This window comes from Cellulophaga sp. BC115SP, from assembly GCF_009905545.1.
Lineage (GTDB): Bacteria > Bacteroidota > Bacteroidia > Cytophagales > Spirosomataceae > Flectobacillus > Flectobacillus rivi.
The window spans coordinates 1-25,113 of record NZ_JAAALB010000065.1; the positions used below are offsets into that span (position 1 = coordinate 1).

The 25,113-nt window shown below is 33.7% G+C and carries 18 protein-coding genes and 1 pseudogene; 18 read left to right on the forward strand and 1 reads right to left on the reverse strand.

The window, feature by feature from the left end:
- From GVN22_RS24910 to GVN22_RS24935, 6 genes are all read left to right on the forward strand, one after another.
- A partial coding sequence (locus GVN22_RS24910) for a DUF11 domain-containing protein (RefSeq protein ID WP_166553720.1) occupies window positions 1-1,320 on the forward strand: 1,320 nt, incomplete at its 5' end.
- A gap of 79 nt (window positions 1,321-1,399) precedes the next feature.
- Complete coding sequence (locus GVN22_RS24915; protein WP_166553721.1) at window positions 1,400-2,098, forward strand: hypothetical protein; 699 nt, start codon at window positions 1,400-1,402, stop codon at window positions 2,096-2,098.
- Window positions 2,099-2,216: 118 nt separating this feature from the next.
- The gene (locus GVN22_RS24920; protein WP_166553722.1) at window positions 2,217-2,738 is read left to right on the forward strand and encodes a thioredoxin fold domain-containing protein; all 522 of its coding nucleotides are present in this window, start codon (window positions 2,217-2,219) and stop codon (window positions 2,736-2,738) included.
- Between the two features lie 325 nt (window positions 2,739-3,063).
- Entirely contained in the window at window positions 3,064-4,020 is a 957-nt protein-coding gene (locus GVN22_RS24925; protein WP_166553723.1) for a hypothetical protein, read from the forward strand.
- Window positions 4,021-4,513: 493 nt separating this feature from the next.
- A complete protein-coding gene (locus GVN22_RS24930; RefSeq protein WP_166553724.1) occupies window positions 4,514-5,413 on the forward strand; it encodes a hypothetical protein in 900 nt (299 codons plus the stop codon).
- 392 nt (window positions 5,414-5,805) lie between these two features.
- Window positions 5,806-7,782, forward strand: coding sequence for a hypothetical protein (locus GVN22_RS24935; RefSeq protein WP_166553725.1), 1,977 nt, complete (start codon window positions 5,806-5,808; stop codon window positions 7,780-7,782).
- A 422-nt stretch (window positions 7,783-8,204) separates the two neighbouring features.
- Here GVN22_RS24935 and GVN22_RS24940 read toward each other — a convergent pair whose 3' ends face one another.
- On the reverse strand, window positions 8,205-9,188 hold the full coding sequence (locus GVN22_RS24940) for an outer membrane beta-barrel protein (RefSeq protein WP_166553726.1): 984 nt from the start codon (window positions 9,186-9,188) through the stop codon (window positions 8,205-8,207).
- A gap of 886 nt (window positions 9,189-10,074) precedes the next feature.
- Here GVN22_RS24940 and GVN22_RS24945 point away from each other — a divergent pair.
- The 12 genes and pseudogenes from GVN22_RS24945 to GVN22_RS28500 form a co-directional block, all read left to right on the forward strand.
- Complete coding sequence (locus tag GVN22_RS24945) at window positions 10,075-11,736, forward strand: capsule assembly Wzi family protein (protein ID WP_166553727.1); 1,662 nt, start codon at window positions 10,075-10,077, stop codon at window positions 11,734-11,736.
- Complete coding sequence (locus GVN22_RS24950) at window positions 11,726-12,571, forward strand: polysaccharide biosynthesis/export family protein (RefSeq protein WP_166553728.1); 846 nt, start codon at window positions 11,726-11,728, stop codon at window positions 12,569-12,571. The genes GVN22_RS24945 and GVN22_RS24950 overlap by 11 nt, the downstream gene beginning before the upstream one ends.
- Before the next feature lie 10 nt (window positions 12,572-12,581).
- Complete coding sequence (locus GVN22_RS24955) at window positions 12,582-14,921, forward strand: tyrosine-protein kinase (protein ID WP_166553729.1); 2,340 nt, start codon at window positions 12,582-12,584, stop codon at window positions 14,919-14,921.
- A gap of 8 nt (window positions 14,922-14,929) precedes the next feature.
- Window positions 14,930-15,856: a GDP-L-fucose synthase gene (locus GVN22_RS24960; protein WP_166553730.1), complete on the forward strand. Its 927-nt coding sequence runs from the start codon at window positions 14,930-14,932 to the stop codon at window positions 15,854-15,856.
- 28 nt (window positions 15,857-15,884) lie between these two features.
- On the forward strand, window positions 15,885-16,982 hold the full coding sequence (gene gmd, locus GVN22_RS24965) for a GDP-mannose 4,6-dehydratase (RefSeq protein WP_166553731.1): 1,098 nt from the start codon (window positions 15,885-15,887) through the stop codon (window positions 16,980-16,982).
- A gap of 514 nt (window positions 16,983-17,496) precedes the next feature.
- Window positions 17,497-18,960: an MATE family efflux transporter gene (locus GVN22_RS24970; protein WP_166553732.1), complete on the forward strand. Its 1,464-nt coding sequence runs from the start codon at window positions 17,497-17,499 to the stop codon at window positions 18,958-18,960.
- A 2-nt stretch (window positions 18,961-18,962) separates the two neighbouring features.
- Entirely contained in the window at window positions 18,963-19,949 is a 987-nt protein-coding gene (locus tag GVN22_RS24975; protein ID WP_166553733.1) for a glycosyltransferase family A protein, read from the forward strand.
- A 12-nt stretch (window positions 19,950-19,961) separates the two neighbouring features.
- A complete protein-coding gene (locus GVN22_RS28495; protein ID WP_166553734.1) occupies window positions 19,962-21,038 on the forward strand; it encodes an acyltransferase family protein in 1,077 nt (358 codons plus the stop codon).
- Window positions 21,004-21,837 (forward strand): hypothetical protein, encoded by an 834-nt coding sequence (locus GVN22_RS24985; RefSeq protein WP_205691033.1) that lies wholly within the window; start codon window positions 21,004-21,006, stop codon window positions 21,835-21,837. Before GVN22_RS28495 ends, GVN22_RS24985 begins: the two co-directional genes overlap by 35 nt.
- Window positions 21,834-22,838 (forward strand): hypothetical protein, encoded by a 1,005-nt coding sequence (locus GVN22_RS24990; RefSeq protein ID WP_240915767.1) that lies wholly within the window; start codon window positions 21,834-21,836, stop codon window positions 22,836-22,838. Before GVN22_RS24985 ends, GVN22_RS24990 begins: the two co-directional genes overlap by 4 nt.
- Window positions 22,839-22,842: 4 nt before the next feature.
- Entirely contained in the window at window positions 22,843-23,826 is a 984-nt protein-coding gene (locus GVN22_RS24995; protein WP_166553735.1) for a hypothetical protein, read from the forward strand.
- A gap of 495 nt (window positions 23,827-24,321) precedes the next feature.
- Window positions 24,322-24,474, forward strand: a pseudogene (locus GVN22_RS28500) (DapH/DapD/GlmU-related protein); the annotation flags it as partial.
- Between the last annotated feature and the right edge of the window lie 639 nt (window positions 24,475-25,113).

Here is a 25,113-nt window from a genome sequence, read left to right on the forward strand (position 1 = left end):
GCGGTGAATGGTAGTAATGTCTTAACCTTAACAGTGAAGGCATTGGATGCAGCGAGTGGATCATCAGTGGTGAATACGGCAAGTGTGATCGGAGGTGGAGATCCAAGTACGACACCAAAACCATCGAACCCAGTAACGACAGATATTACCCCAGCACCTAAACCAAACTTGTTGATTAGCAAGTCAGGTCCAGTAACAGGTATTGTTAATACGAACTATGATTATACCTTGGTAGTGAATAACTCAGGAACGGCATCGACTGCAGGAGTAATTACCGTGACAGATAACCTACCGAATGGTTTACAGTTTGTGAGTGGTGGTGGCAATGGTTGGAGCTGTAGTGCTTCAGGACAATTGGTGACTTGTACAAATAGTGGAGTGATAGCAGTGAGTGGCAGTAGCTCGATGAGTTTGACGGTGAAACCAACGCAAGCAGGAACTTATACCAACGTAGGTAGTGTAGTAGGCGGTGGAGACATTAGTACTGAAACATCCAATAGTGTAACGACAGTGATTTCGAACCCACCAACACCAAACTTAGTGGTAGTGAAAACTGGACCAAGTGTAGCGACGGTAGGTACGAATTTCAACTATACTTTGACGGTAAACAACACAGGATTAGCAGCAAGTACAGGTACGATAACAGTAACGGATAACTTACCAAGTGAGTTGAGTTATGTGACCTTCAGTGGATCAGGTTGGACTTGTAGTGCAGTGGGTCAAGCGGTGACTTGTACAACAACAACTTCGATAGCAGCGAATGGTAGTAGCACGATAGTCTTGACGGTAAATCCAACGACAGCACCAGCTTCGGGCTTACCAGTGAAGAACACGGCTTATGTAACAGGTGGTGGAGATCCAGTAACGACACCAAAACCATCGAACGAAGTACCTACGACCATCAATGCTTTACCGCAGGCAAACTTAACAATCACGAAGAGTGCTCCAGTGGTAGCTACAGTAGGCACGAACTTTGCTTATAGTTTCAATATTGCCAATGGCGGAACGGGAGCTACGACTGGTACAATAACAGTAACAGATAACTTACCGATTGGTTTACAATTTGTGAGTGGACCAAGTACAGGTGGCTTTACTTGTAATGCAGTAGGTCAGGTGGTGACTTGTACCAACAATGGCTCAACGCAGATTCCAGCAGGACAAAGTGTAGGCTTGAGCATCAATGTGAAGGCTAACTTCAGTGGTGTGTTCAAGAACACAGCAGTGGTAAGCTCAAATGGAGGAACCCCAAAAACCTCTAATGAGACAACCACAACAGTGAACTGTCCAACAGATATTAATCCAGGGGTGCTTGGATTCTAAACAAAGTCTAAGGGGAAGCTTAGACTTCCCCTTTTTTCTTTACTTTGAGTTGGCTAGAAAATTTGCTAAAAATAATCTTATGAAAAATCTAATACAGAAATATTTTGTCACACTAAGAGCTTTACAAATAATCTTATTTGTGGCTGTAACAAGTGCTGTCTCACTTGGACAAAATTTAGGCTGTAATTTTAAGCCAGGAACAATCACATTGAACTTGACAGGACAGAGCCAAGGAACAAATATTGTAACTTATATTGTGCTGGTTGATGGAGGAAATATTATTAAGTACAAATCGGCATTAAATGCCACCACCATTGATAATGTAGCAGTTGGAAGTTACAAAGCTGTGGCTATTACATGGGACAATTCACAAGCAAATGCCCCGGTCGTAGAGGTAGGTTTGAATTTGAACAATGTTGATCACTGTTGGAAAAGTACTGCGGTAGATATGTCAATTTGTGATTGTAATACCACTACCAATAGTATTACAGTACCAATTTCAGCAGGAGTAAATCCTCAATATGTATTAACCAATGGGAGAGGAGTGATTCAATCTATTCAATCTTCAACAACATTCTCTGGTTTAACAAACGATGTATATAATGTATATGTAGCGTGTGGGATTGGAACAAAGCCCAATTTGTTAGTAGGTAGTAATATTAAACTCGTAACAACAAGTGACTTGTGCGAACCTATTCCGTTACCTTATGTAGTATGTGTAGCCGAATGTGCCCCAGTAATTTGTATGCCAATGACAGTGATGAAGCTAGTCAAATAGTGCTCAGTTTTGAAAATATACCTTACTTAAAGTTAACAAATCAAAACTTCTGCAAAAATGCTTATTCTGGTTCAGAACTACACAATCTGATAGGCTATCAAACAATACCAACTTGTACATGAAAGGCATCAACTCATATCTCTTATTGATTCTTCTTTTAGTCATTAATACCAAAGGTTTTTCACAACAAAAAACACAAGTAAAATGGTTGATCGTAGAACAAATGGATAAACTTTATACCAAAAGTCCTAAAAAGATTTTGTGGAAAGTATATTCAAAGGATTGTCATTACTGTCATGATTTTGAAGAGAAAGTTTTGAAAATTCCAGCCATTGCAACTTACATTAACCAGAATTATTACCCCGTTTTATTAGATGCTTTTGATGCTAGCCCTGTTACCTTTGCAGGTCATACTTACGAGTCAAAAGACAAAATGAACCCGATGGCAACACATTTACTAAAAGGAACTATTAAATTTCCAACATTAGTATTTGTAGATGAACAGCTCAAAATGCTTAACTTTCTCCAAGGGTATTATGAGGCTCCAAACATAGAGATGGTACTTCATTATTTTGGAGACAATGCTTATAAAACTGTTTCTTGGAATGATTTTCAAGCGAATTTTGCCAAGAAGAAATAAGCCCCAAATTAGAAATTTCAATTCGAGAGAATTAAAGATATATACAGTATTAGTACTGAATGATAAGTGTGATTTTCACGATCAATATTTTACACGAGTACTAAGAATAGAATTTTCTTATGTCAAAATCTGAAAATTAAACAAGGTCTAAAGTAGGTAAAGGAGTAAATATAACTTAAGTAAGAATTATCGAAAACATTTACTGTATCTCAACGCATCGAAACCATAGTAAACCAGAAATAGTGAAAACTAATCTGTGTAGGAGATTCGTTTACCTTTGTAATTCTCTATATTATATTACTCATTCATGATTCAATTACTACCTATGAGGCAATCAATTAGCCTAATCTTGCTATTGTTATTAAGCTATACCAGCTTTACGCAGTATAGACCACCCTTCAGAAAATATACCTCTGTGGAGTTTGGAGGTGGCGTTTCGAGTTATTATGGTGATTTGGCACCTATGAATCAATTTGTCAATTCTACGGCAAATGCTTTACGCTGGACTGCTACCGTTGGAGTAAGCCGACAAATCACGCGCCAATTAGAAGCTAGCATAAACCTTTCATGGGTTGCCCTAGGAGCTGATGATTACTACTCCAATAATCTATCAGATTTTCTAAGAAATTTACATTTTAGAAATAACGTAAAAGAAGTTACGCTACAAGGAAGGTGGACACCCTTTAACATTGCCAGTACACCTCAAAAACGTGCTACTTTCGAACCATTTATTGGTATAGGAGTGGGAGCTTTTTTACATAACCCACAGGCAAAATTACCTACATCGATGGGCAATGAATGGGTCGATTTAAGGCCTCTGACAACAGAAGGACAAGGAAGCCCTAATTATCCTGATATAAAAGAATATAAAAATTGGGGAATTAATATACCCATTAGTATAGGCTTAAAAACAAAGCTTACGAAAAACTTAGATTTAATCGCAGAACTCAACTATAGAATGTTGTTCTTTGATTATATAGATGATGTGAGTGGCTTTTATGCGCAACCACTTGTAGTATATAGTCGTTTTACCGAGCCTACAAAAAGTATCGGTATTGCTATGTCTCAACGGACAACCGAACCTATTGCTGCCTCTACAGGAGGAGATAGGTTAGCTAAATTGAACACCTTTGTCAACGATCCAACAGGTATTGCAATTAGTCAAAATCCAAGCATTAATTCGCCAAGAGGTACAGTCGACGGGAATGATTCGTATGCAACATTTACAATTAAACTGCGGTATATTTTCATTCCAGGGATTCAATGTCCTAAGATTTATTGAAATGATATGGAATCTTGCAGTTAGATTGTCAAAAATAACTTATCAAGAATTTATTTTAAGATAAGTACATCAAGATATAAGTACAATAAGTATAGGAAGGAATGAACCATGCGAGCGGAGCGTCCTTCAAGTCCGATGATAAAGCCTCTGATTTCTGATTGGGGGCTTATTTTAGCAAAAGTGATAGGAAGAAAATAATTATTCTTATGCTATGACCGTTAAGTAATACGTGGAAGGTTCAAAATGAACAGCTCATGACTAACCACATGAAAATAGTATTCAGCTTTATGCAGTAGGCTAAAATTTTAAAATGTACTCCTAGAGCAATAGCGAAATCATTTTTGCCAAATGCCAATAGTTGATTACCAAAAGCGAAACGAAGTAAAATATTGATAATTCAAAATTTACATTCACAATTCGCCACTCATAAATCAGCACTAACACTAAGTAGTCCTTCTTTATAAAAACTCGGAACGAGTACATTTCAATAGCTATGATCACTAGGTTTGATGTACCATTTCTAACAGATTTGTCTGAATTACTCCATTTGCTAAGGCACAAAAGTCAAGGTAAGGTTGGAGAAAATATTTTCCCCTTCCAAACAAATACCATGTTTGGGCAGGTTACTTATGGGCAGCAAAATACACAATATGAATCGTGGGAAGGGAAATTTTTCACTTCAGATTCGGTCGTATTGACCCACCCCAATCGAGTAAACCATCGGGCATTTACGATGATATTTTTTCAGTCGCTTGCGCCGATGAAACTTCGGATGAATCACCATTGTCTTCACGATATTACCCTTGATTCAGAAGGAAAAGAGGGTGTCCTTTTTTTGAGTTCGTTTACGAATCTCTCCATCATGATACCTCAAAATGCCTTTGTACAATTTAAGGTGGTGACTATCCGAAATATTCACTCTTTAGATCATTGGATAAATCAATGGCCATTTGGCAATATCGTGCAAGCAAGAATGCCGTTTTTCTATTATTGGCCACAAAGAATTGCTTTTCACGAAAAAGCTAAGCTTTCGCATATAGATGTATTTTATCCCAATGCCTATCAATCGCCTTTAAAAATGTTAGACGATTTGTTTGCTAATGCAGCGAGAAGTCGTAAAATGAAACAGAAAGCGATTAATCTTTGGCAAATGTATTGTTTGCTCAGAGCAGAAGGGCTTTTACGAAATACCATAACGATGTCTCCACATCAGTTGAGACCTATTATTGCTCAATCAAAACTATCACCTGTTTTGTTTTTTCTACGATTCAAACAACTGTTTGGTTTTGAAATAGAACAATATCACGAGTATGCCCGCAACGAAAAAATCAAGGCTTTACTCTACGATTTGAGATTACCTATCGAAGAGGTAAATAGTATCTTTTACAAGTAGGAAGACATTATTAGTTAATAGAATATCAGTTATTGGATTGTGCTCATAATCTGCATCCTTGGTCAGAATTTCACTGACCAATTGGCGCCAGCAAAAACTCATATATGAATTTTGAAGTATCTTTGGAGTTGAAAAAGTAGATTGTTGTACGGACGTAAGGGGTCGAAGGATTTTCAATAATTTCAGATTTTGGATATCGGATGTTAGATTTCGGAAGTGTAAATTGCTATATTTTTTTTAAAATAAAAGTCTTTTACTTTATTTCCGAAATCAGAAATCCCAAATCAGCAATAGTTTGGAATCCTTCGTACATTACTGATTACTAATCATAAAATTATACTCAAAACTCAGCATTCACAATTCAGCACTCATAAGTGCCTAATTCTTCCTCAATGAAACAATTTATCTTCCTAATTGCTTTGGCTACTTTGGCATGTGCTAATCGTGAAAGTAAGCTTGAGCAAAACGAACCTATTCAACCCTGTTCTTGTGACGGAAAGCCTTTTTTTAAAGTGCTAAAAGTGCAACAAGTTTCTAACTCTAATTTTGTTAATATTTACTTTGGTGCCTGCGAAGCGTATCAAGTCAAATGGGAAGTACTGAAAGAGGGAAAAGTACTTTTGACTGGCGAGGTAAAACCAACAACTTCGGCGGTTGGAGCCTATTTGGGTGCATTACCCGAAGGAAATTATGTTGCCAGACTTAGTGGCGTAAATTGTAGTGGAAAAAGCGAAATACCTTTTCAATTTCGTCCCATCAATGATAAAAGAAGCCTTTCACAGCAATCGCTGCTAGTGTATGATAGTTATCCTAATTTCTTCGAAAATGTTCCTGTCGAGACGCAAACAGACACTTATTCTCCTGAAAAGTTTCCTGCAACACAAATCACCTTATCACCAGACTCATTAATGGGAGGGATGTCTACCCCAGCTTTTGCTGTAGTTTTCGATAAGCCCATTGATGTTTTTCAGAAAAAAGGAATCGACCATCGTACAAGAGGAATATATGTGAGCTTGGTTCATCCAGAATATCGTCCTTGTCAAGAGCGGTACCCCAATATTCAGTATGAAGCACCCTGTAAAGATGCAACAGGAAAAGAAATTTCGTATGAGGATTTTACTTCAACGATAGAGCCCACTCGACGTGGCTTTTTTGCGTATCCACCTAAAGGAAATTCTGCTGAAGGTGAGCAATATTTTCTCAATGCGTCTGAACAAAAGCTATACGAGGCTGGACTAGATTATCATGGGTCATTTGGTAGGGGAGATGCTGTAGGAGGCAAAGCTCAAGTGATGTTCCAAACGATGGACACAGAAATGAATATTTCGAACGGGCCAGATAATAAATCGAAAAACAAATACATGGCCTTTTTAAAAGGAATGGGAGATGCCATTACGGGATATGTTTTGGCGATGTATTCCAATACGTTTCCTGGTTTTGGTAACTTTCAGCAAGAGCGTTATCCCATTGATAGATCTGAATACTCAGGAATTCGACAAAATCCAATTTGGACTGAAGCTGGTGATGTAGGTTTAATAAAAGGATGGCGTGTATCTGATAATAAAAGAATTGTAGAAACCGAAGAAATTTCTTTTCATGCAGAAGATGGTTACGATCAAAACCTTGTTTTGAAGGATAAGTCAGGAAGAGTATTAAGAACCTTAAATCATTTTGGTTCACAAGCAAACACAGGACACAATCTGGCGAAGGTAATTCATTTAGTAGAGACGGGCGCTTATCGGGCACATCTAGATCAAAGAAAATATTGCTCTCAAGCCAAAGTGATTGCAGACAGAAATCCACCATTTCCCAATACCTCTGGAGGCTATCTATTTAATGATTATATAGGCTACGATCCTCAAGGATTCGGCGCTTTTCTGCCTCGTCATTTAGCATTCATGCAAGGAATGATGATATTTTTTTCTGGGGCAGATTATTGGAACATTTGGGATAGACCCAAAGATGGTCTCAATCAAGACGCCTACAATGGAACTATTGGCGCTTTGACTTATTTGGGAGCCAAAATAAAAGTTGCTAATTCAAATATCTCATTGTTAGACTTAAAACCGATACTTAACTTTACCCTATGGAATACAGAAGTTTCTTATAATAATGGACAAACGTGGCAAAAGCACAAAGGCATAGATTTTAAAGACTCTCCAAATATCTTACCTTTACGTATAGGCTATACAAATGAAGGAAGAGTTGCTATTTTTGCCTGTAGACCTTACGGTGTAGAGCCAATCAATTGTCAATGGCGTGTAAAAATTAATAATCGTTGGATTACAGGTCGAATCACAGAAAAAGATTGGAAATCGTGCTATCCTGCACAAAAAGAAAGGAAGGATTTCTATTTGAAAATAGAGTAAATAGATGATAATTTATATGATTTTATTCTGATTATACAGAAGAAGACACCGAAGCTGTTTAAACTTTTCAAAAAACAGTTTTATTGATTTATTCTTCGCCTTACTTTTTAACTAGGCGTTCCCGCCTTGATACAAAAAGTAACCGCAGCGGCGGCCGCAAAAAAATCAAGAATTTATAATCGGAGTGGCGTACCACCTCGCTTCGCTCAAACAGTATAAATTCATTGCTTACGCAAGAAATTATACTAAAGTTTAAACAGCTTCACCATGAATTCTTCTTCTGTATAATCAGAACTAAAAAACCGTAAAAAGAAATGAATTCAGGAACTTACTATGAGAATCAAAACTATCCACTAAATCACTAAATCACTAAATCACTAAATCACTAAATCACTAAATCACTAAATCACTAAATCACTAAATCAATACCTCGGACATCTAACAGCATTAGGAAGATGATAAATCAAATGAATACTTAGTGTCATATAGCTGTCTTTGAGTTGAGAACTTCCTCTTAATTGTTCTGTACGACCATAACTTTGCATCGCAGCTGAGGTGAAAGGATCTTGGGCAGGGTCAAAATTAGGCTGTTTGTCTAGAACATACTCTCGGACACCTGCTGTACGATTTTTTCCTGTATAGGCATCTACTACTTCTCTCGAACGATTAGCCATGGTGACACTCAAACTTCCATAAACTGCCAAATCATTAGGATTTGCGTAGCTACCTTTAATGTCATCTAAATAATCAGTAAAAGTATATTGTAATAAACCTTCCAATCCCAGATCCCACTGCTCATTGAGTCTGAAGCGCACTCCTGCCCCAGCTACTCCAGCAGCGGACCATGCCTTGTAAGGACTGTCATAGCCTGGTAATCCCTGTCCTTCGGTATTGAGGGGACGTAATTTGACCCACTCATCTGTAGGCGTCTTTGCCATTGGATCGTGTAAAAAAACAGCAAGGCCTCCTAATAAATAAGTACTAAAAATTTGACGTTTGTTGTAGTAGCGTGGACTTGGATTGAGATTATAAATTCCTACAGTACTTAGTTCCTTTAAGTCATTTCTGAAATGTAGATTGCGAGCAAAACGATCTAGTTTTCCATCAACACCCTGCATATTAAAATCATTACCTGCGATACGCACATATCTAAGCCCTACGCGTGCTCCCCAACGACTGGTAAAATAATGGGTATAATAACCACCCACATTCCAACGAATTTCGTCTAGGGTTGATTGAACAGGACGGCTATAACTTGACAAATCGCCATAATAACTACTAGTACCAATACCAAAAGTGAGGGTATTATGTGGTACAAAAAACTTATTCTGCGTCCAAGAGATATTAGGTAGTAATAATAATAGCAGAATACACTGGCAGAAAATATTGTTTGTACGAGGCAACATATATATATAAGATAAAGTCTTCAAGTAAAGCAAGAGTTTATACGACCAAAATGAGTTCAAAAATAATAACAAACATTTACAAAGCAGATAATCGGGCTATTTCTTTACATTACCGTTGAATCACTTATCCTGTTATTTGCTCAATAACCTAACAAAGGTATGACTTTTTATGTGTACTTTCGTTTGATAAATAGTAAAGAGTTTTTAGTAAGCCAAAGAGTTGGACGACCATAAATCATTTATGTTTTTCGATTTTAAGTACTTGCAAATAACTTGGGTATTAAAATTGTTTTAGTTGATAATGTCAATGCGTAATAGCATAGTATAAGAAAATAAGCATAAAATATTTGCTTTTTGTACTTTACCAATACTATTTAGACTTTTGTAGGTAATGTGTTGCCGTTTAATAAATATGCGTAGGAGGTGTAGTTGAAAATTAAAAGTGTATTCTTAAATTTGATTCAAGAAAAACAAAATAAAGCATTAGTAATCTATTGATTTGATGGTGTTTTATTTTGAATATACTCAGCTATTCAATAGAATATTGTTAACAAGGCAAAATTAGGTTTTTTGAATTATTTCAAGAATATTGCATAATATTTAATCACAATACAACCTGAAAAATCGAAGTGATTGGCTTCTTGAACTAAGATTAATTAATAAATCCCTAAAAGCAAGGTATCTTTGAGGGTAAATTATATCTCCTTTCCACAAATTGCAAAATTAAATTTATTCAAAACAATATTTAATCCTGAATCTCAAAAAGTATTATAAAGTTACTTTCGAATACTTGATAATTTCTTAACAAACGTTCGTTTGGGTAATATAATATTAGACATATAATCTATCCATAAATTCATTAACATAAAAAAGCTCTATTAATCGTATGCAGTGGTACAAAAAAGCTCTAGGCATTTTGTTTTGCTTAATCCTCACATGGAATACCCTTGCACAAGTGGTTTATGAGCCTACCTACCACACCGTTTACCCATATTTAAGTCGTTTAGCTCAGAAAGGGGTGATTGAGTTGGATGATGTGGTCTTGCCGTTATCAAAAGATTATATCTATCAAAAACTTGATGAGTTATCCAAAAACATCACAGTCTTAACTCCCTTAGAAAGAGAAGAATTAGCTTTTTACTTAAAAGAATATACATTATGGTGGCGCAAAGATCCCAAATCAGGTTTTGAAGGAGAGTATAAGAGTGTTTTTAGTTCAAAAATAGGTGATCGATTTAGGTGGTTGGCTTATCAAGATGATAACTTTTCTGTAAATGCTCAACCGATTATAGGCTATGAAGCAAATGGAAATAATTTTAAATCTAAATCATCTTATGGTGCTTGGATATATGGTTATATAGGTAAACATGTGGGATTTAGCTTTGATTATAGAGGAGGGACTTATGGAGGAATGAGTGAAAACCCACAGACGGTACTTAATCCGAACCAGGGTTTTCAATTTCAAAAATATATTCCTGGCTATACAAAAGATTTTACCTACAACTATATGAATACCCAGATTACCGGATCATGGAAATGGGGTAGTTTTTCTTTTAGTAAAGCCCCATTGTCTTTTGGATATGGATCGGGAGGAAAGTTGATTTTGTCTGAGAAAGCACCCACTTATCCTCATATCAGATTAGATATTAAGCCTACTCGTTGGGCATCCTTTTCATTTGTACATGCTTGGCTGAATTCTGATGTAGTAGATTCTACTAGTTTTTATTCAACATCAATTCCAGGAAGTCAGTATTTACAATATAGCTATAGAAATAAGTATTTAGCAACACATATATTGACACTAAAGCCATCAAAAAAAATAGCTTACAGTATTGGAGAGTCAGTGATTTACAATGACAAGTTACAACCTACGTATTTCTTACCATTGGCATTTTTTACCGCACTAGATCATTATAATGGTGGATTAAAGAATAACTCCATAGCTAACACGCAAATATTTACACAAATAAGTGCTAGAAATGTCGTTCCCAAAACACATTTGTACTTTACGTTTTTTATTGACGAAATGCGTATGAAAGATGTTTTTTCCTCTGATAGTACCAAAAATCACACTGCTTACACTGCTGGTATAAGTGTAGCTGATTTTCCAATTAAGAATACATCTTTTGTGATTGAATATACGAGAATAAGACCATTTGTTTATGAAAGTTATGTTGATGCACAAACTTATATGAATGATCGATATGCCTTGGGACATTGGATAGGAAGCAATGCTGATCAACTTTATTTAGAGTTTCTTTGGCGAATAAAAAGAGGTCTTCACTTTAAAACTACCTACAGCTATGTAAGGAAGGGGGACAAGGGTACACCAGAACAACAAAGAAGTGCTCTAGGCTTACATTTGCTAGATGGTCGCTTTATTCAAGAAAGAGGTGATTTTTCCATGGAACTCAATTATGAAATTATCCATGATTTATTTGTAAAATTGTCCTACTACTCAGTAACTCAAAAATATTTTGAATTCAAAGAATTGTATAATACAAAAAATTTGAATACTATTAATATTGGTCTAAATTATGGATTTTAAGCAATACAAAATGAAACAAAAAAACTCTCTGCTATCTATTTCACTAGTGATGTTAGTAGTTATCGGAATGCTAAGTTCTTGTGTGAATACCAAATCTATTACGTATTTACAACGTGAAGATGGCAATGATTCTTTAAGATTAGAAAAAATACAAGGTACTGCACCCTACATTCAAAAAATACAACCATTTGATTTGCTTGCAATTAATGTAGGAAGTCTAAATGAAGAATCTAGCATTTTATTAAATCAAGCAAACATTACTCCTGTTATTACTTCAAACTTTCCAAGTCTTTCAGGAGGAGGCGCAAGCAGAACCCAACCTTTGTCTTATGCGGTTGATTCTTTGGGAACTGTGGTAATGCCTCTTATCGGAGCAGTTAATGTTGCTAATCTTACTCTGGCAAAAGCTGGTGAAACAATTAAGAGTAAACTTACTCAGTATTTGAAAGATCCTATAGTTACAGTAAGAATCGTAAATCATAAATTTACGGTCTTAGGTGAAGTTGCTAGACCTGGAATATATAATTTAAATGATAATACTACAACAATTCCTGACGTATTGGCCATTGCTGGAGACATGACAATTTATGGTAGAAGGGATAACGTGATGGTGGTTCGTCAAGCCGCCAATGGTCAAAAAGAGATGGCTAGAATAGACCTACGTAAAAGAGACTTTTTGATGAGTCCCTACTATTATATCCAAAACAATGATATTGTTTATATAGAGGCAACACAGGGTAAGATTACCTCTTCAGATAGAACTATACAGTTAATCCCAATTGTAACGGGTGTAGCATCCACTTTCTTGTTACTAATGAACTTTTTATTCAAATAATTGCAAGCTAATGACAAATTTTGATTCGTTAAATAATCAGGAACAAGGTGATGACCTAATTGAGTTAAAACTAATTGTATTCAAATACCTAAAAAATTGGTATTGGTTTATAATATCAGTTTTGGTACTTGGTGTATCTACCTACCTTTATTTGAGATATACTACTCCATTATACAAAATAAGTGCTAGTATTTTAATTAAAGATGAAAAAAAAGGAATGTCAGGAAATGATGCGCTGAAAGAATTAGAGATGTTCTCAGGAAATAAACTAGTTGAGAATGAGGTAGAAGTTCTTAAATCCAGAGCTATTATAGAAAAAGTTGTAGATGACCTAAACCTTTGTGTTAGCTATTTTAGTCCTAATAAACTGTTAAGGGATAGTGAGCTTTTCGGTAATTCTCCGATTTGGGCGCATTTCAACAGCTTAAATTCTGAGTCAGGTACTTTTATAATTGATGTTAAAAACTATAAAGAGTTTGAACTTTCAACAACTGAATCAAAGATAGGAAATTTTAAGTTTAGTGAATTAGTTAAGGTAAATGGAGTAAACTTTAGGGTTTTTTTCATAGATTCTTTATCAAAGAAGTATCCATTTAAGCGAATTAAACTAGTTTATTCGCCGAAAAGTAACACTATTCAAAGGTATCAAAATTCAATTGAGGTTGCACAAGTTAATTTAAAAAGTACTGTTTTGGGGATTAGTTTAGAAGAGGCGAACGTGAATAAAGGCAAGGCAATACTTGGAAAGCTATTGGATGCATATGCATTTAATACTCTTAAGGATAAAAACCACGAGGCAACTAATACGTTACACTTTATTGATGAACGCTTAAAATTGATTACACAAGAGTTGGGAGATGTGGAACATGATGTGGAGTCCTATAAAAGCAGTCAAGGTATTACAGATTTAAGTTCAGAAGCTAATTTGTTTCTAGAAAAAGTAAAGGATAACGATTCTAAATTGAATGAAGTAGATATTCAACTAAAAGTATTAGATGGTGTTGAGAATTATTTGAAGAGTAGTCAATCAGGTGTTGCCCCTGCTACTTTAATGGTTACTGATCCAATTTTGGTAAGTTTGTTAACTAAATTAAATGAACTAGAACTCCAAAAAGATAAATATGCACGATCTGTACAAGAGGATAATCCATTGTACGCCACGGTTAGTGCTCAAATAAAGAATACTAAGCAAGGAATACGAGAATATTTACAGAATCAAAAACAAGGTTTAGTTGTTACTCGAAATTCATTAAAAGGCTTTAATAACCAAATTGAGGGTGCTATTAGAACTATTCCTCGCAAAGAAAGAGAGTTTGTAAATATCAAACGACAACAAGGAATTAAAGAAAGTCTTTATTTAATGCTTTTGCAAAAGAAAGAAGAAACAGCTATTTCTTATGCTTCAACTGTGACTGATAGTAGAGTCATTGATGAACCTTACAGCTCATTGGGACCTGTTAAGCCGAAAAAAATGAATTTTTATTTAATTGCCATCATTATTGGTTTGGCAATACCAGCTGTAATTTTATACCTAAAAGACTTATTAAATGATAAAATTGAATCATCAAAATTAATTCAGAGCAAAACTGGACTACCGATTTTTGGTGAAATTTCCAAAAAACCAAAAGACTTGCAAACTAATATTGTCAATCTAAAAGGGAATAGTTTTTTGGCAGAGCAATTTAGAATATTAAGAACGAATTTACAGTATGTGGCTGCAGGACATAAGGCTCATAAAGCGACTACTATATTATTGACATCATCAATTGGGGGAGAAGGAAAGAGTTTTATTAGCTTGAATTTATCACACAGTCTAGCACTATTGGGGAAGAAAGTAGTGTTATTAGAGCTAGATTTACGTAAACCTAGAATTGCAAGTTATTTAGATATCCATGTTTCTGAAGGTATATCTAATTATTTAATTGGACAGGATAACTTAACAAAACTAATTAAGAAATCATCCTTGCATGAGAATCTTGATATATTACCTTGTGGTCCTATACCTCCCAATCCTGCGGAATTAATTTCAAATGAACAGATGCATAAAATGATTGAAGAATTACAAGCAGTTTATGATTATGTAATTTTAGATATGCCTCCAGTAGGATTAGTAACGGATGCTGTAATCATGGGTAAATATGCAGATGCAGCATTTTATGTGGTTCGTTATGGTTATACTCCCAAATCAAACCTCAAAATATTAAATGAATTAAAGGAAATGAAAGCCATGAAGTCATTGAATGTTATTTTTAATGGAGTCGATTATCAAAATAGTTATGAATATGGTTATGGCTATGGCAAATATGGAGGTTATGGCTATACAGGGTATTATTCAGAAGAAAAAAGCTAAAAATGGATATGGATTTACAAAGTAAAATATATATTGCTGGTCACCGTGGTATGGTGGGAGGGGCTATCAAAAGATATCTAGAAGCTCGAGGATATACGAATATACTTACTCGTACATCATCTGAATTAGATTTACGGATACAGTCTGAGGTAAATCATTTTTTTGCTACAGAAAAACCTGATTATGTTTTTTTGGCGGCGGCTAAAGTAGGAGGAATTGTAGCCAATAATACCTACCGTGCCGATTTTATTTATGAAAACCTGATGATTGAGGCTAATATTATTCATGCAGCTTACCAACATCAAGTAACCAAATTGATGTTTTTGGGAAGTTCGTGTATTTATCCAAAATTAGCTCCTCAACCTTTAAAAGAAGAATATTTGTTAACAGGACTATTAGAGCAAACCAATGAGCCTTATGCTATTGCTAAGATTGCAGGGATTAAACTCTGTGAAGCTTACCGTGATCAGTATGGGTGTGATTTTATTAGCGTGATGCCAACCAATTTATATGGTATTGGTGATAATTATCACCCTCAAAACTCTCATGTTTTACCAGCCCTGATTCGTAAGTTTCATGAAGCTAAAGAACAAGGCTTAGCTTCTGTAAATATCTGGGGAACTGGTTCGCCTATGCGTGAGTTCTTGTACGCAGATGATTTGGCTGAAGCTTGTTGTTTCTTAATGGAAAATTATAGCGAGAAAGAACTCGTAAATATTGGGACTGGAGAGGACCTAACAATTAAAGATTTGGCCATACTTGTGAAAGAAATAATCGGTTTTGAGGGCGATTTAGCATTTGATACGACAAAACCTGATGGTACCCCAAGAAAGCTGATGGATGTTTCCAAACTACATGCCCTCGGTTGGAAGCATAGAACTAGCTTACAAGAAGGGGTATCTCTTGCATATCAAGATTTTTTAACCAAAATATAAATATTCAAATTATTTAATTACAAAGATTATGAAGACAGCTCTTATCACTGGTGTAAATGGACAAGATGGTGCATATTTAGCAGAATTATTATTAGAAAAAGGCTATATGGTTCATGGAATCAAACGCCGTTCTTCTTTGATTAATACCGACCGTATAGATCATCTGTATCAGGATCCACATGGTGAAAATGTTCGTTTTAAGTTACATTATGGTGATATGACGGATAGTACCAATATCATCCGCATAGTGCAAGAAACGCAACCAGACGAAATCTATAATTTGGCTGCTATGAGCCATGTAAAAGTGAGTTTTGATACGCCAGAATATACAGCCAATGCGGATGCGATAGGTACTTTACGTATATTAGAAGCGGTTAGAATATTGGGATTAGAGAAGAAAACTAAAATTTATCAGGCTTCGACCTCAGAATTATATGGTTTGGTGCAGGAGGTTCCTCAAAAAGAAACGACGCCATTTTACCCACGCTCACCCTATGCAGTTGCAAAATTGTATGGTTATTGGATTACAGTAAACTACCGTGAAGCTTACAATATGTATGCATGTAACGGTATCTTGTTTAACCACGAAAGTCCATTACGTGGCGAAACCTTCGTGACTCGCAAAATTACTAGAGCTGTTGCAGCGATTGCTTTGGGTCTCCAAGATAAGCTTTATCTAGGAAACCTGGATGCACAAAGAGATTGGGGACATGCTAAGGATTATGTGAAAGCTATGTGGCTTATTCTACAACAAGAAATTGCTGAAGATTATGTGATTGCGACTGGCATTACTACTAGGGTAAGAGATTTTGTAAAAATGGCATTTGCAGAAGCTGGAATTGAGCTAGAATTTAAAGGTGAGGGTGTAGACGAAAAAGCGTTTGTAAAAGCTTGCAATAATCCAGAATATCAATTAGAAGTTGGAAAAGAGGTAGTATCAGTAGATCCGGCTTATTTTAGACCGACGGAGGTAGAATTATTGATTGGTGATCCTACAAAATCTAAAACACAATTAGGCTGGGAGCCAGAATATGATCTAGAAGCTTTAGTAAAAGAAATGATTGCTTCTGATTTATCTATCTTCAAGAAGGATAACAAGACTCAGTGGGAGCATTTGGTGGGATAGGATAGCTAAGTCGATAAGTCGGATATTTTGTTATTTATGAAAAAACTAGTTGTTGATTTCGTTCGCTGATGTAAAGTGAAATTTTAAATATGCTATAATTTCAAAATATTTGTTTGATTTGTTAACAAAATCTTACATTTAACTACTACTATATTTATTTTACTTTTAAAGACATAAGTTAAGATTCGTGTAGTAGTAGTTAATATTTAAGATTAAAAATATTAACATTTTAGTAATTACGAATTATTATATAAAGTTGTGTGCCTTCTTATACAGGTCTTTTTGAAATTAGACATTAATATTTCATCTCTGATTAATTCAACTGAAAACACTTATGTTTTTGAATTGCATCTCTGTTATGAAAATTTGTCAATTCTAGATTGATTACTGCATTAGATGGTTTAACGTCTAATAAATATATTTCATACTAGTTATTAGTAAAATAATTTAAAAATTGGCAACTCATCGAATTATAAAAAACACAGGTTTTCTGTACGCTAAAATGGGTATAACAATGTTTATATCTCTTTATTCGACCAGATTAATTTTAAATGCGCTAGGCAACTCTGATTTTGGCGTTTTCAATATTGTTGGTGGTGCTATTGCCATGCTAGGTTTTTTAAATGCTTCATTAGCAAGTGCTACTCAAAGATTTATGTCTTACAGTGAAGGAAAAGGAGATCTTGAGAAAAAAAGAAAGATATTTACTATTAGTTTTACCCTTCATACCATATTGGGGATTTTGATAGGCTTATTATTATTTATTGCGGGATTTTTTTTTTTTAATGGAATATTAAATGTGTTACCGGAACGTATATATGCAGCTCAAATTGTATATGGTTGTTTAATAATTAGTTCGAGTCTAACTGTAATGACAGTTCCTTATGAAGCACTTCTTAACTCACATGAAAATATGCTTTTTTATTCCTTTGTAGGAGTATTAGAATCTATACTTAAGTTATTGACTGCACTTTTTATTAGCCATTTTAATGGTGATAGATTGATACTCTATGGAATTCTAATGTCTGCGATACCATTATTTAACATTTCATTAATGCGCATTTACTGTAGATTAAAGTATGATGAATGTAAAGTGAATTTTGGTTATATTAAGGAAAAGGAAATAGTTATCGAAATGCTAAAATTTGCAGGTTGGAATTTTGCAAGTACTTTTTCATCTATCACTTCAGCATATGGTCAGAATATAGTTTTGAATCACTTTTTTGGTTCAACTTTAAATGCTGCTCAAGGAATAGCAAATCAAACAAGTGGTCAGTTACAAGTTTTATCTTCGAATATGTTAAGGGCTCTAAATCCTGTTTTAGGAAAGAGTGCAGGTGCTAATAATGTTAAGTTATTAAGAGATTCTACATTAATAGGTTCTAAATTTGCAACTTTATTGTTCATATTGCTCGCAGTACCAGTTTTTTTTCAAACACCTATTATATTACAATTGTGGCTTAAGAATGTTCCTTCTTGGAGTATTCTGTTTGTTCGTTTTCAGCTAATTAAAACATTTATTGAATTTCAATTCAATTTGGTTGTTACTGCTATTTCAGCGAATGGAAGAATTAAAGAATTTTCTAAAGCAAGTACAATTTCGAACTTGATACAACTTCCTGTTATAATATTATTGTTTACTCACGGTTTCCCTGCATACTCGATGTTTTTAGTTTCAATACTATTAGGTAATATTGTTGTATATCTGTTTGCGATGCATTATGCAAGACGTTATTGTGCATTTGGTTGGAGAGAGTATACCAATGTTGTTTCTGCTCGTATTTATCCTGTATTAGTATTGAAGATTCTTTTTTTACTTTTATACAGTAAATTGTTTGTAATAAGTTCATTACTTGGAGTATTATATTTTTTTATGTTCTCAAGTATTTTGTTTGTTTCACTTTCATTCTTAATGGGCTGTACAAAAAATGAACGATTACTAGTAATTTCATTTACTAAAAAACTTTTAAATTACTAATTATGATTTCTATTGTAATACCTCTATATAATAAGGCACATACAGTGCAAAGAACAATTATGTCGATAATATCACAAGATTACAAAGATTTTGAAGTCATTATTGTTGATGATGGTTCAACCGACAATGGTATTGACATAATAAAATCATTGATTAGCGATAATAGATTTAAAATAATACAACAGGAAAACCAAGGTGTTAGTGTAGCTAGAAATCGAGGAGTTAAGGAGAGCTCTTACAATTATATTGCATTTTTGGATGCAGATGATGAGTGGAAACCACAATTTTTAACTGCAATTATTAATGCGATCACTAAATTTCCTGAAGCCTCAATGTGGGGGACGTCAAGCATTCACAAAGATTTGGAGAGTAATCTTGAGAAAGATGATACTGTTGAAAGATATAGAGAAAAGGTAACAGAGGTTAATTATTGGGAAAACCCACACACAATGTCACATACTAGTGCAACGGTTGTATCCAAAAAGAAAATATTTTTAGTTGATTCTAATGGGGATATTTTTCCACCAGGTATGGCGTGTTGTGAGGATTGGGCTTGTTTTAATAGACTAGCTATGATTGATAAGGTTGTTTATATAGGATTACCATTGTCTGTTCGAAATGTAAATGTTAAAGGACAGATAACTGGAATGGATATGGCTCATCGTAAAGCCTTGAAAAGACATGTAGTTAATTACTACAATTTAGTTGATAGTTTTTCGCAGGGGAAAACATGGATACATCATGATTACCAAATTTTTAAGAAATATGATTTTAGGCAAAGAATTCTTTCTTATTTAAATGTTAATGATTTTGATTCAATAGATTATTTTCTCCAAAATCTATCTAAAGATTATTTAAATGATATTCCAATGTTTGAAAAATATCTTTACCCTTTAAGTTATTTTTCTTACTTATCGAAAATATATATATACCTATCAAAAATTTTTTGGCGTTTTAAAGGGTATCCTAGAGTTGGTGAAACTAAATAATAGCTCATAAATATGAAGATACGAGACTCAAATTTGGAAATACTAAGGATAATTAGTATATTTCTAATTTTAATGTTACATACAGCAGCTCTTTCTAAAAGCGAAGATATATTTTCAATTAATGCAATAGTTACAAGGGTTATATCTAGTTTTGGTAATGTTGGGGTAACTTGCTTCATCCTGATTTCTGGCTATTTTGGAATTAAATTTAAATTAGATCGTTTTCTATATTTGGTATATTTAACATCCTTCTACAGTTTAATAGTTTATCTAACTAACTCCTTTTTTTATAATCATCCACTATCATATAAACTTATTTTAGAAAATTTATTTATCGTTCCACTTTATAAAAACTGGTTTATTACGTGTTATTTAATTGTATTTTTAATTTCTGAATACATAGATATTTTCTGTAGTTGTCTTGATAGAAAAACTTTCAGAAATTTGTTAATAGTACTAACTGTACTCTTTTCATTCATACCTACAATATTTAATAACCCTTACTATACGGTACTATATGGTGGAGGCAAATGTCTATCCTATTTCTTGTTTTTATACATTGTAGGTCGATATATTCAAAAATATTCAATTGAAGTAAAAAATATTAAACGATTGATATTAATATTTACAGGAAATATTGTTACAATGAATGTTCTCAATAATGTTGCATCTTATTTTCTGAAAAAAAATATTGTAATTTATTCTATGGATTGTAGTCCTTTTATTTTAGTTAATGCTTTGATATTATTTTTGATATTTTCTAATCGGAAATCTTACCACAGTAGAATAATAAATTATTTTTCTTCCTCAGTTGTAGCTGTATATTTATTGGATGGTGCTAGACTTTCAATTGACAAATGGACTGTTAATTTAGGATCTTTAAAAGGTTCGGAGATTACTATTTGGTATATCATTCTTGAGGTTATTATAGCTTTTGTTATCTTTATGTTTTTTGATAAATTAAGAGTTTATTTCTTAGCCAAATTGGAGTTTCTAATAATAAATAATGTAAGTCGAATAATTTTGGGAATACAACAAAAACTAAAACTATACAATGATAAACTACTCAATTCTAATAAATACTTGTGATAAGTTCGAAGATTGTTGGAACCCTTTTTTTACGCTTTTTCAAAAGTACTGGCCAGATTGTAAAGGTAAAATATATTTAAATACAGAGAAGAAAGAGTTTGCCTTTGATAATTTGGATATTACTTCACTTAAAGTAGCTTCAAGTAGACCAGAACTTAATAATTCTCATGCTAAATGGGGACAGTGCTTAAGATGGGCTTTGGAAAATATAGAAAGTGATGTCGTATTATATTTGCAAGAAGATTACTTTTTAAAAGATTATGTTAAAAATGACATAATTGAAAAATATGTAGATTTAATAACAAGTAATAATGAAATAGACTGTATCCATCTTACCGACCAAGGCTCTCCAGGCCTTTATTCATCCCCTTTCGAAAATTTACAATTAGTTCCTAAATACCATCAAGATAGAATATCCTGTCAGGCTGCACTATGGAGAAGAGATGTATTGCTTCAATACATTAGAGATTTTGAGTCAGGTTGGAATTTTGAATGGTGGGGGTCAAAGCGAGCAGGTATTTTAAATCATGGTATTTATTCAGTGGATAGGAACTGGGTGAAGCTTGGAAATTACGAGATAATTCCATATTTATTTACTGGAGTAGTAGGTGGAAAGTGGCTTTTGGAAGTTGTACCTCTTTTCGAGAAACATCAGATTATAATTGATTATGAGATGAGAGGTTTCTTTTACCCAAGAAGAATGACAACATCAGAAAGGCTTTTATCTAAAATTAAACGTGTTCCTGTAGAAATTAGAGAGGTAATAGATATTATCAAGTTAATGCTAAAATTAAAATGAGTACTGTAAAAGTAATTTTTGATAAAATAAATAGGAAGTTGTGGAACTATATAATTCAAATGAGTAGAACAACTGGCATGTATCATTATATATACAGATCCTATTGGAACTCTAAATTTAGAAAATCTAATCGAATAGACACAAAAGCTTCTAAGCTTTATTTTACAGCAAGACCTAATCCTGGGGCAGGTATTGGACACCAATTAGCTAATTGGATAGCTGGCTATTGGTGGTGCAGTTATTTTAATCTAGAGTTCGTTCATATACCTTTTGCCTCGGAGGAATGGGAGTTTTTTCTTGGGCTTGGAGAATCTGAGATACGAATAAGTCCTCTTCTGAAACAAGGATATAAAACGGTTTTACTTCCTTTATTTGATGAAAACAACATTAATGAGGTAAATATAATAAGCAGAATAATAGCCTCTTACAAAGGCGAAAAAATCATTTTTGTATGTGAGTATGATCAGTTTTTATATAATCAATTTAATGTTAGTCAAGCACTTAAATTTAAATTTTTTAATGCAAAAGCACGTGATAATGATTCTCTGATTTTCAAGAAAACGGATATTAATATTGCTGTTCATATTCGTCGGGGTGATATTGTACAAAAGAAAGTTAAAAAAAATGATAATTTGACAATGCGTTGGCAAGAAAATGATTATTTTGTAAATGTTCTTAGTTCTCTAATCCCCAAAATAAAGAGTGAAAAACCAATTAGGATTTTTATTTTTTCTCAAGGTTCCATCGATGAATTGAAAGAGTTTAATCGGTTTGCAAATGTGGAGTTCTGTTTAGAAATGGATCCAATAAATACATTTTTACATTTAGTGAAAGCCAATATCTTAATTACAAGTAAGAGTTCTTTTTCTTATAAGCCCGCTTTAATCTCAAATGGGTTAAAAATTAGTCCTAAATCATTTTGGCATGGTTATCCAGAAAATAATAATTGGCTTTTAGTTGAGGAGGATGGTATAGTTAGATCAAATGAAATATTTTTGTAACCCTATGAATCAATTATCTATTTTCATTCTAAAATCATTTCGTAGAGTCTATTCAAAACTTTGGGGGGCTCCAGTTGGAAAACCAGATTGCCTGCTTGATGCAGATAGTGTTTCCGATCTTATTACCCAGTTGTTGTCTAGTAGCGAGCCTTGCATGGTTGGCCGGTTTGGAAGTACAGAGCTATCTACCACTGTTAATTATTTAGGAGTTAGAAAAGCAGAAAGAAACTTGTTAAATTATGTTAGAGGTCAAAGTTTACAGTGGTGGTGGAATAATAACTTGATTTATCAAATGAATAAATGGAGTGGCTTTTTTCCTGCAAATGTTGATCATGTTGAAAGATTTTGTGAAATGATGGTAGAGGATATGGGGCAATTAGATATTTTGGGGAGCTGGCTAAGTGAGGAGAAATATTTCGAAAATTATGTGAATGCAGAGTATGTCCATCTTAGATTGCTTGAGCCATTTTGGTCACAAAATCCGTGGACAAAGATACTTAAAGGGAAAAAAATATTGGTTATTCATCCATTCGATCAATCCATCAAAGCTCAATATTCCAAAAGACATCTACTCTTTCAAAATAGTGATGTTTTACCAGAATTCGGATCATTAAGTGTTATAAAAGCAGTTCAGACTTTAGGACAAGAAAGCTCTTCCTATATTGATTGGTTTGAGGCTTTGGATAGTATGAAAAAACAAATTGATGAATCTGATTTTGATATATGCTTGATCGGTGCGGGTGCATATGGATTTCCTCTAGCTGCATATGTGAAACGGATAGGCAAAAAAGCTATTCATCTTGGAGGGGCATTACAGCTACTTTTTGGTATCAAAGGGAAAAGATGGGAGGATCCCAATTATGGGGTTAAGGAGTGGGGAATACCAGAGGGTAGTTATACAAGCTTAATAAATGAATATTGGGTACGCCCAATGGATATTGAAAAACCTATTACTGCAAATTTTGTAGAAGGTGCATGTTATTGGTGATAATATATTATAGGTATGATATCTTTAATTAATTCGCTGCTGATTAAGGTTTTTAATTTTTCGTTGAAAACCGAAAAAAGTAATTTCTTTTTATCTTGGGTTAAAATCCCTTTGAATAATGAATGTAATTTTAATACTAGTTTAGTATACAAGTCCAGAGTATCAATATATGGTTTAGGAAATCGTTTGATTTTCAAAGGATGCGAACTAAGAGATAGCAATATTGTTGTTCATGGGAAGAATAACGTTATTTCTATAAGTACCAATGTGAAGTTGAGATCTTCTAATATTATAATTAGAGGGAGTAATTGTAAGGTTGAAATTGGAGAGTTTACAACTTTTGGTGGAGTTCGAATAATTAATGTTGGTGTAGGTAACTCTGTTACAATAGGAAATAGATGCTTATTGTCGGATAAAATAGAAATATGGGCTAGTGATACCCATTCAATTTATGACAAAAATCGTGTTTGGGTTAATCCTGAAAGGCCAATTTCTATAGGAAATGATGTTTGGATTGGTAGTGGAGTCACTATACTAAAAGGGGTAACGGTTTTTGATGGAGCGATTATAGGAATGGGTTCCGTTGTGACAAAAGATGTTGAAAATAATAGCATTTCTGTAGGAAATCCGTTGAGAACTATTAGAAGAAATGTAAGTTGGTCAATAGAATATCCTACGGATATATAATGATTGAAATTTTAAATTTTGTTTAGAAAGGTAATGATATGCAATTAAGTTAAAATTTAAATATTTTAAAAGTTGGAATGATAATGCTCAAAGAGTTTACTTCTATATTACTAATATTTATTATCCTTTTGAGGTTATTTTCGATTTTAACTGCTTATGATTTCTTTTAGTGTGTTAGTATCTCGTCATATCTTCGTGTAAAACCATTAAAATAGTTAAACTTTCTAAAACCTATTATTTAAACAATACCTAATAACCTATAAGTATTATGAGTAAAACTAGTTTTATATACTAGACTTTATCACAGTTTGTAACAAGTAGGTTTAATTAATGATAATGTTTGCAGACAACTCAGTCTATTTTAATAAGTAAAAACCGTAAATTAGCGAAATTGAAGGCATTTATATATCCTTAGAAAATTAATGCAGATTACGCTCTTATCCTACAATAAATAAACCGTGATAAAGTCTAGTATTAATATAAAATTTTATTAAGCATTTTCAATAATAAGTCATAGGAATTAGGCAGAAAAGTTTCTATGAATTCAAAAAAAAATATTTTTTGATGAAAGCTAAATGAGAAATAATAGAATTTTATAAT

What these genes read in the sequence shown, in the direction of transcription:
- GVN22_RS24915 (WP_166553721.1), top strand. Translation starts at nt 1,400, where the DNA reads ATGAAAAATCTAATACAGAAATATTTTGTCACACTAAGAGCTTTACAA.
- GVN22_RS24920 (WP_166553722.1), top strand. Translation starts at nt 2,217, where the DNA reads ATGAAAGGCATCAACTCATATCTCTTATTGATTCTTCTTTTAGTCATT.
- GVN22_RS24925 (WP_166553723.1), top strand. Translation starts at nt 3,064, where the DNA reads ATGAGGCAATCAATTAGCCTAATCTTGCTATTGTTATTAAGCTATACC.
- GVN22_RS24930 (WP_166553724.1), top strand. Translation starts at nt 4,514, where the DNA reads ATGATCACTAGGTTTGATGTACCATTTCTAACAGATTTGTCTGAATTA.
- GVN22_RS24935 (WP_166553725.1), top strand. Translation starts at nt 5,806, where the DNA reads ATGAAACAATTTATCTTCCTAATTGCTTTGGCTACTTTGGCATGTGCT.
- GVN22_RS24940 (WP_166553726.1), bottom strand. Translation starts at nt 9,188, where the DNA reads ATGTTGCCTCGTACAAACAATATTTTCTGCCAGTGTATTCTGCTATTA.
- GVN22_RS24945 (WP_166553727.1), top strand. Translation starts at nt 10,075, where the DNA reads ATGCAGTGGTACAAAAAAGCTCTAGGCATTTTGTTTTGCTTAATCCTC.
- GVN22_RS24950 (WP_166553728.1), top strand. Translation starts at nt 11,726, where the DNA reads ATGGATTTTAAGCAATACAAAATGAAACAAAAAAACTCTCTGCTATCT.
- GVN22_RS24955 (WP_166553729.1), top strand. Translation starts at nt 12,582, where the DNA reads ATGACAAATTTTGATTCGTTAAATAATCAGGAACAAGGTGATGACCTA.
- GVN22_RS24960 (WP_166553730.1), top strand. Translation starts at nt 14,930, where the DNA reads ATGGATTTACAAAGTAAAATATATATTGCTGGTCACCGTGGTATGGTG.
- gmd (WP_166553731.1), top strand. Translation starts at nt 15,885, where the DNA reads ATGAAGACAGCTCTTATCACTGGTGTAAATGGACAAGATGGTGCATAT.
- GVN22_RS24970 (WP_166553732.1), top strand. Translation starts at nt 17,497, where the DNA reads ATGTTTATATCTCTTTATTCGACCAGATTAATTTTAAATGCGCTAGGC.
- GVN22_RS24975 (WP_166553733.1), top strand. Translation starts at nt 18,963, where the DNA reads ATGATTTCTATTGTAATACCTCTATATAATAAGGCACATACAGTGCAA.
- GVN22_RS28495 (WP_166553734.1), top strand. Translation starts at nt 19,962, where the DNA reads ATGAAGATACGAGACTCAAATTTGGAAATACTAAGGATAATTAGTATA.
- GVN22_RS24985 (WP_205691033.1), top strand. Translation starts at nt 21,004, where the DNA reads ATGATAAACTACTCAATTCTAATAAATACTTGTGATAAGTTCGAAGAT.
- GVN22_RS24990 (WP_240915767.1), top strand. Translation starts at nt 21,834, where the DNA reads ATGAGTACTGTAAAAGTAATTTTTGATAAAATAAATAGGAAGTTGTGG.
- GVN22_RS24995 (WP_166553735.1), top strand. Translation starts at nt 22,843, where the DNA reads ATGAATCAATTATCTATTTTCATTCTAAAATCATTTCGTAGAGTCTAT.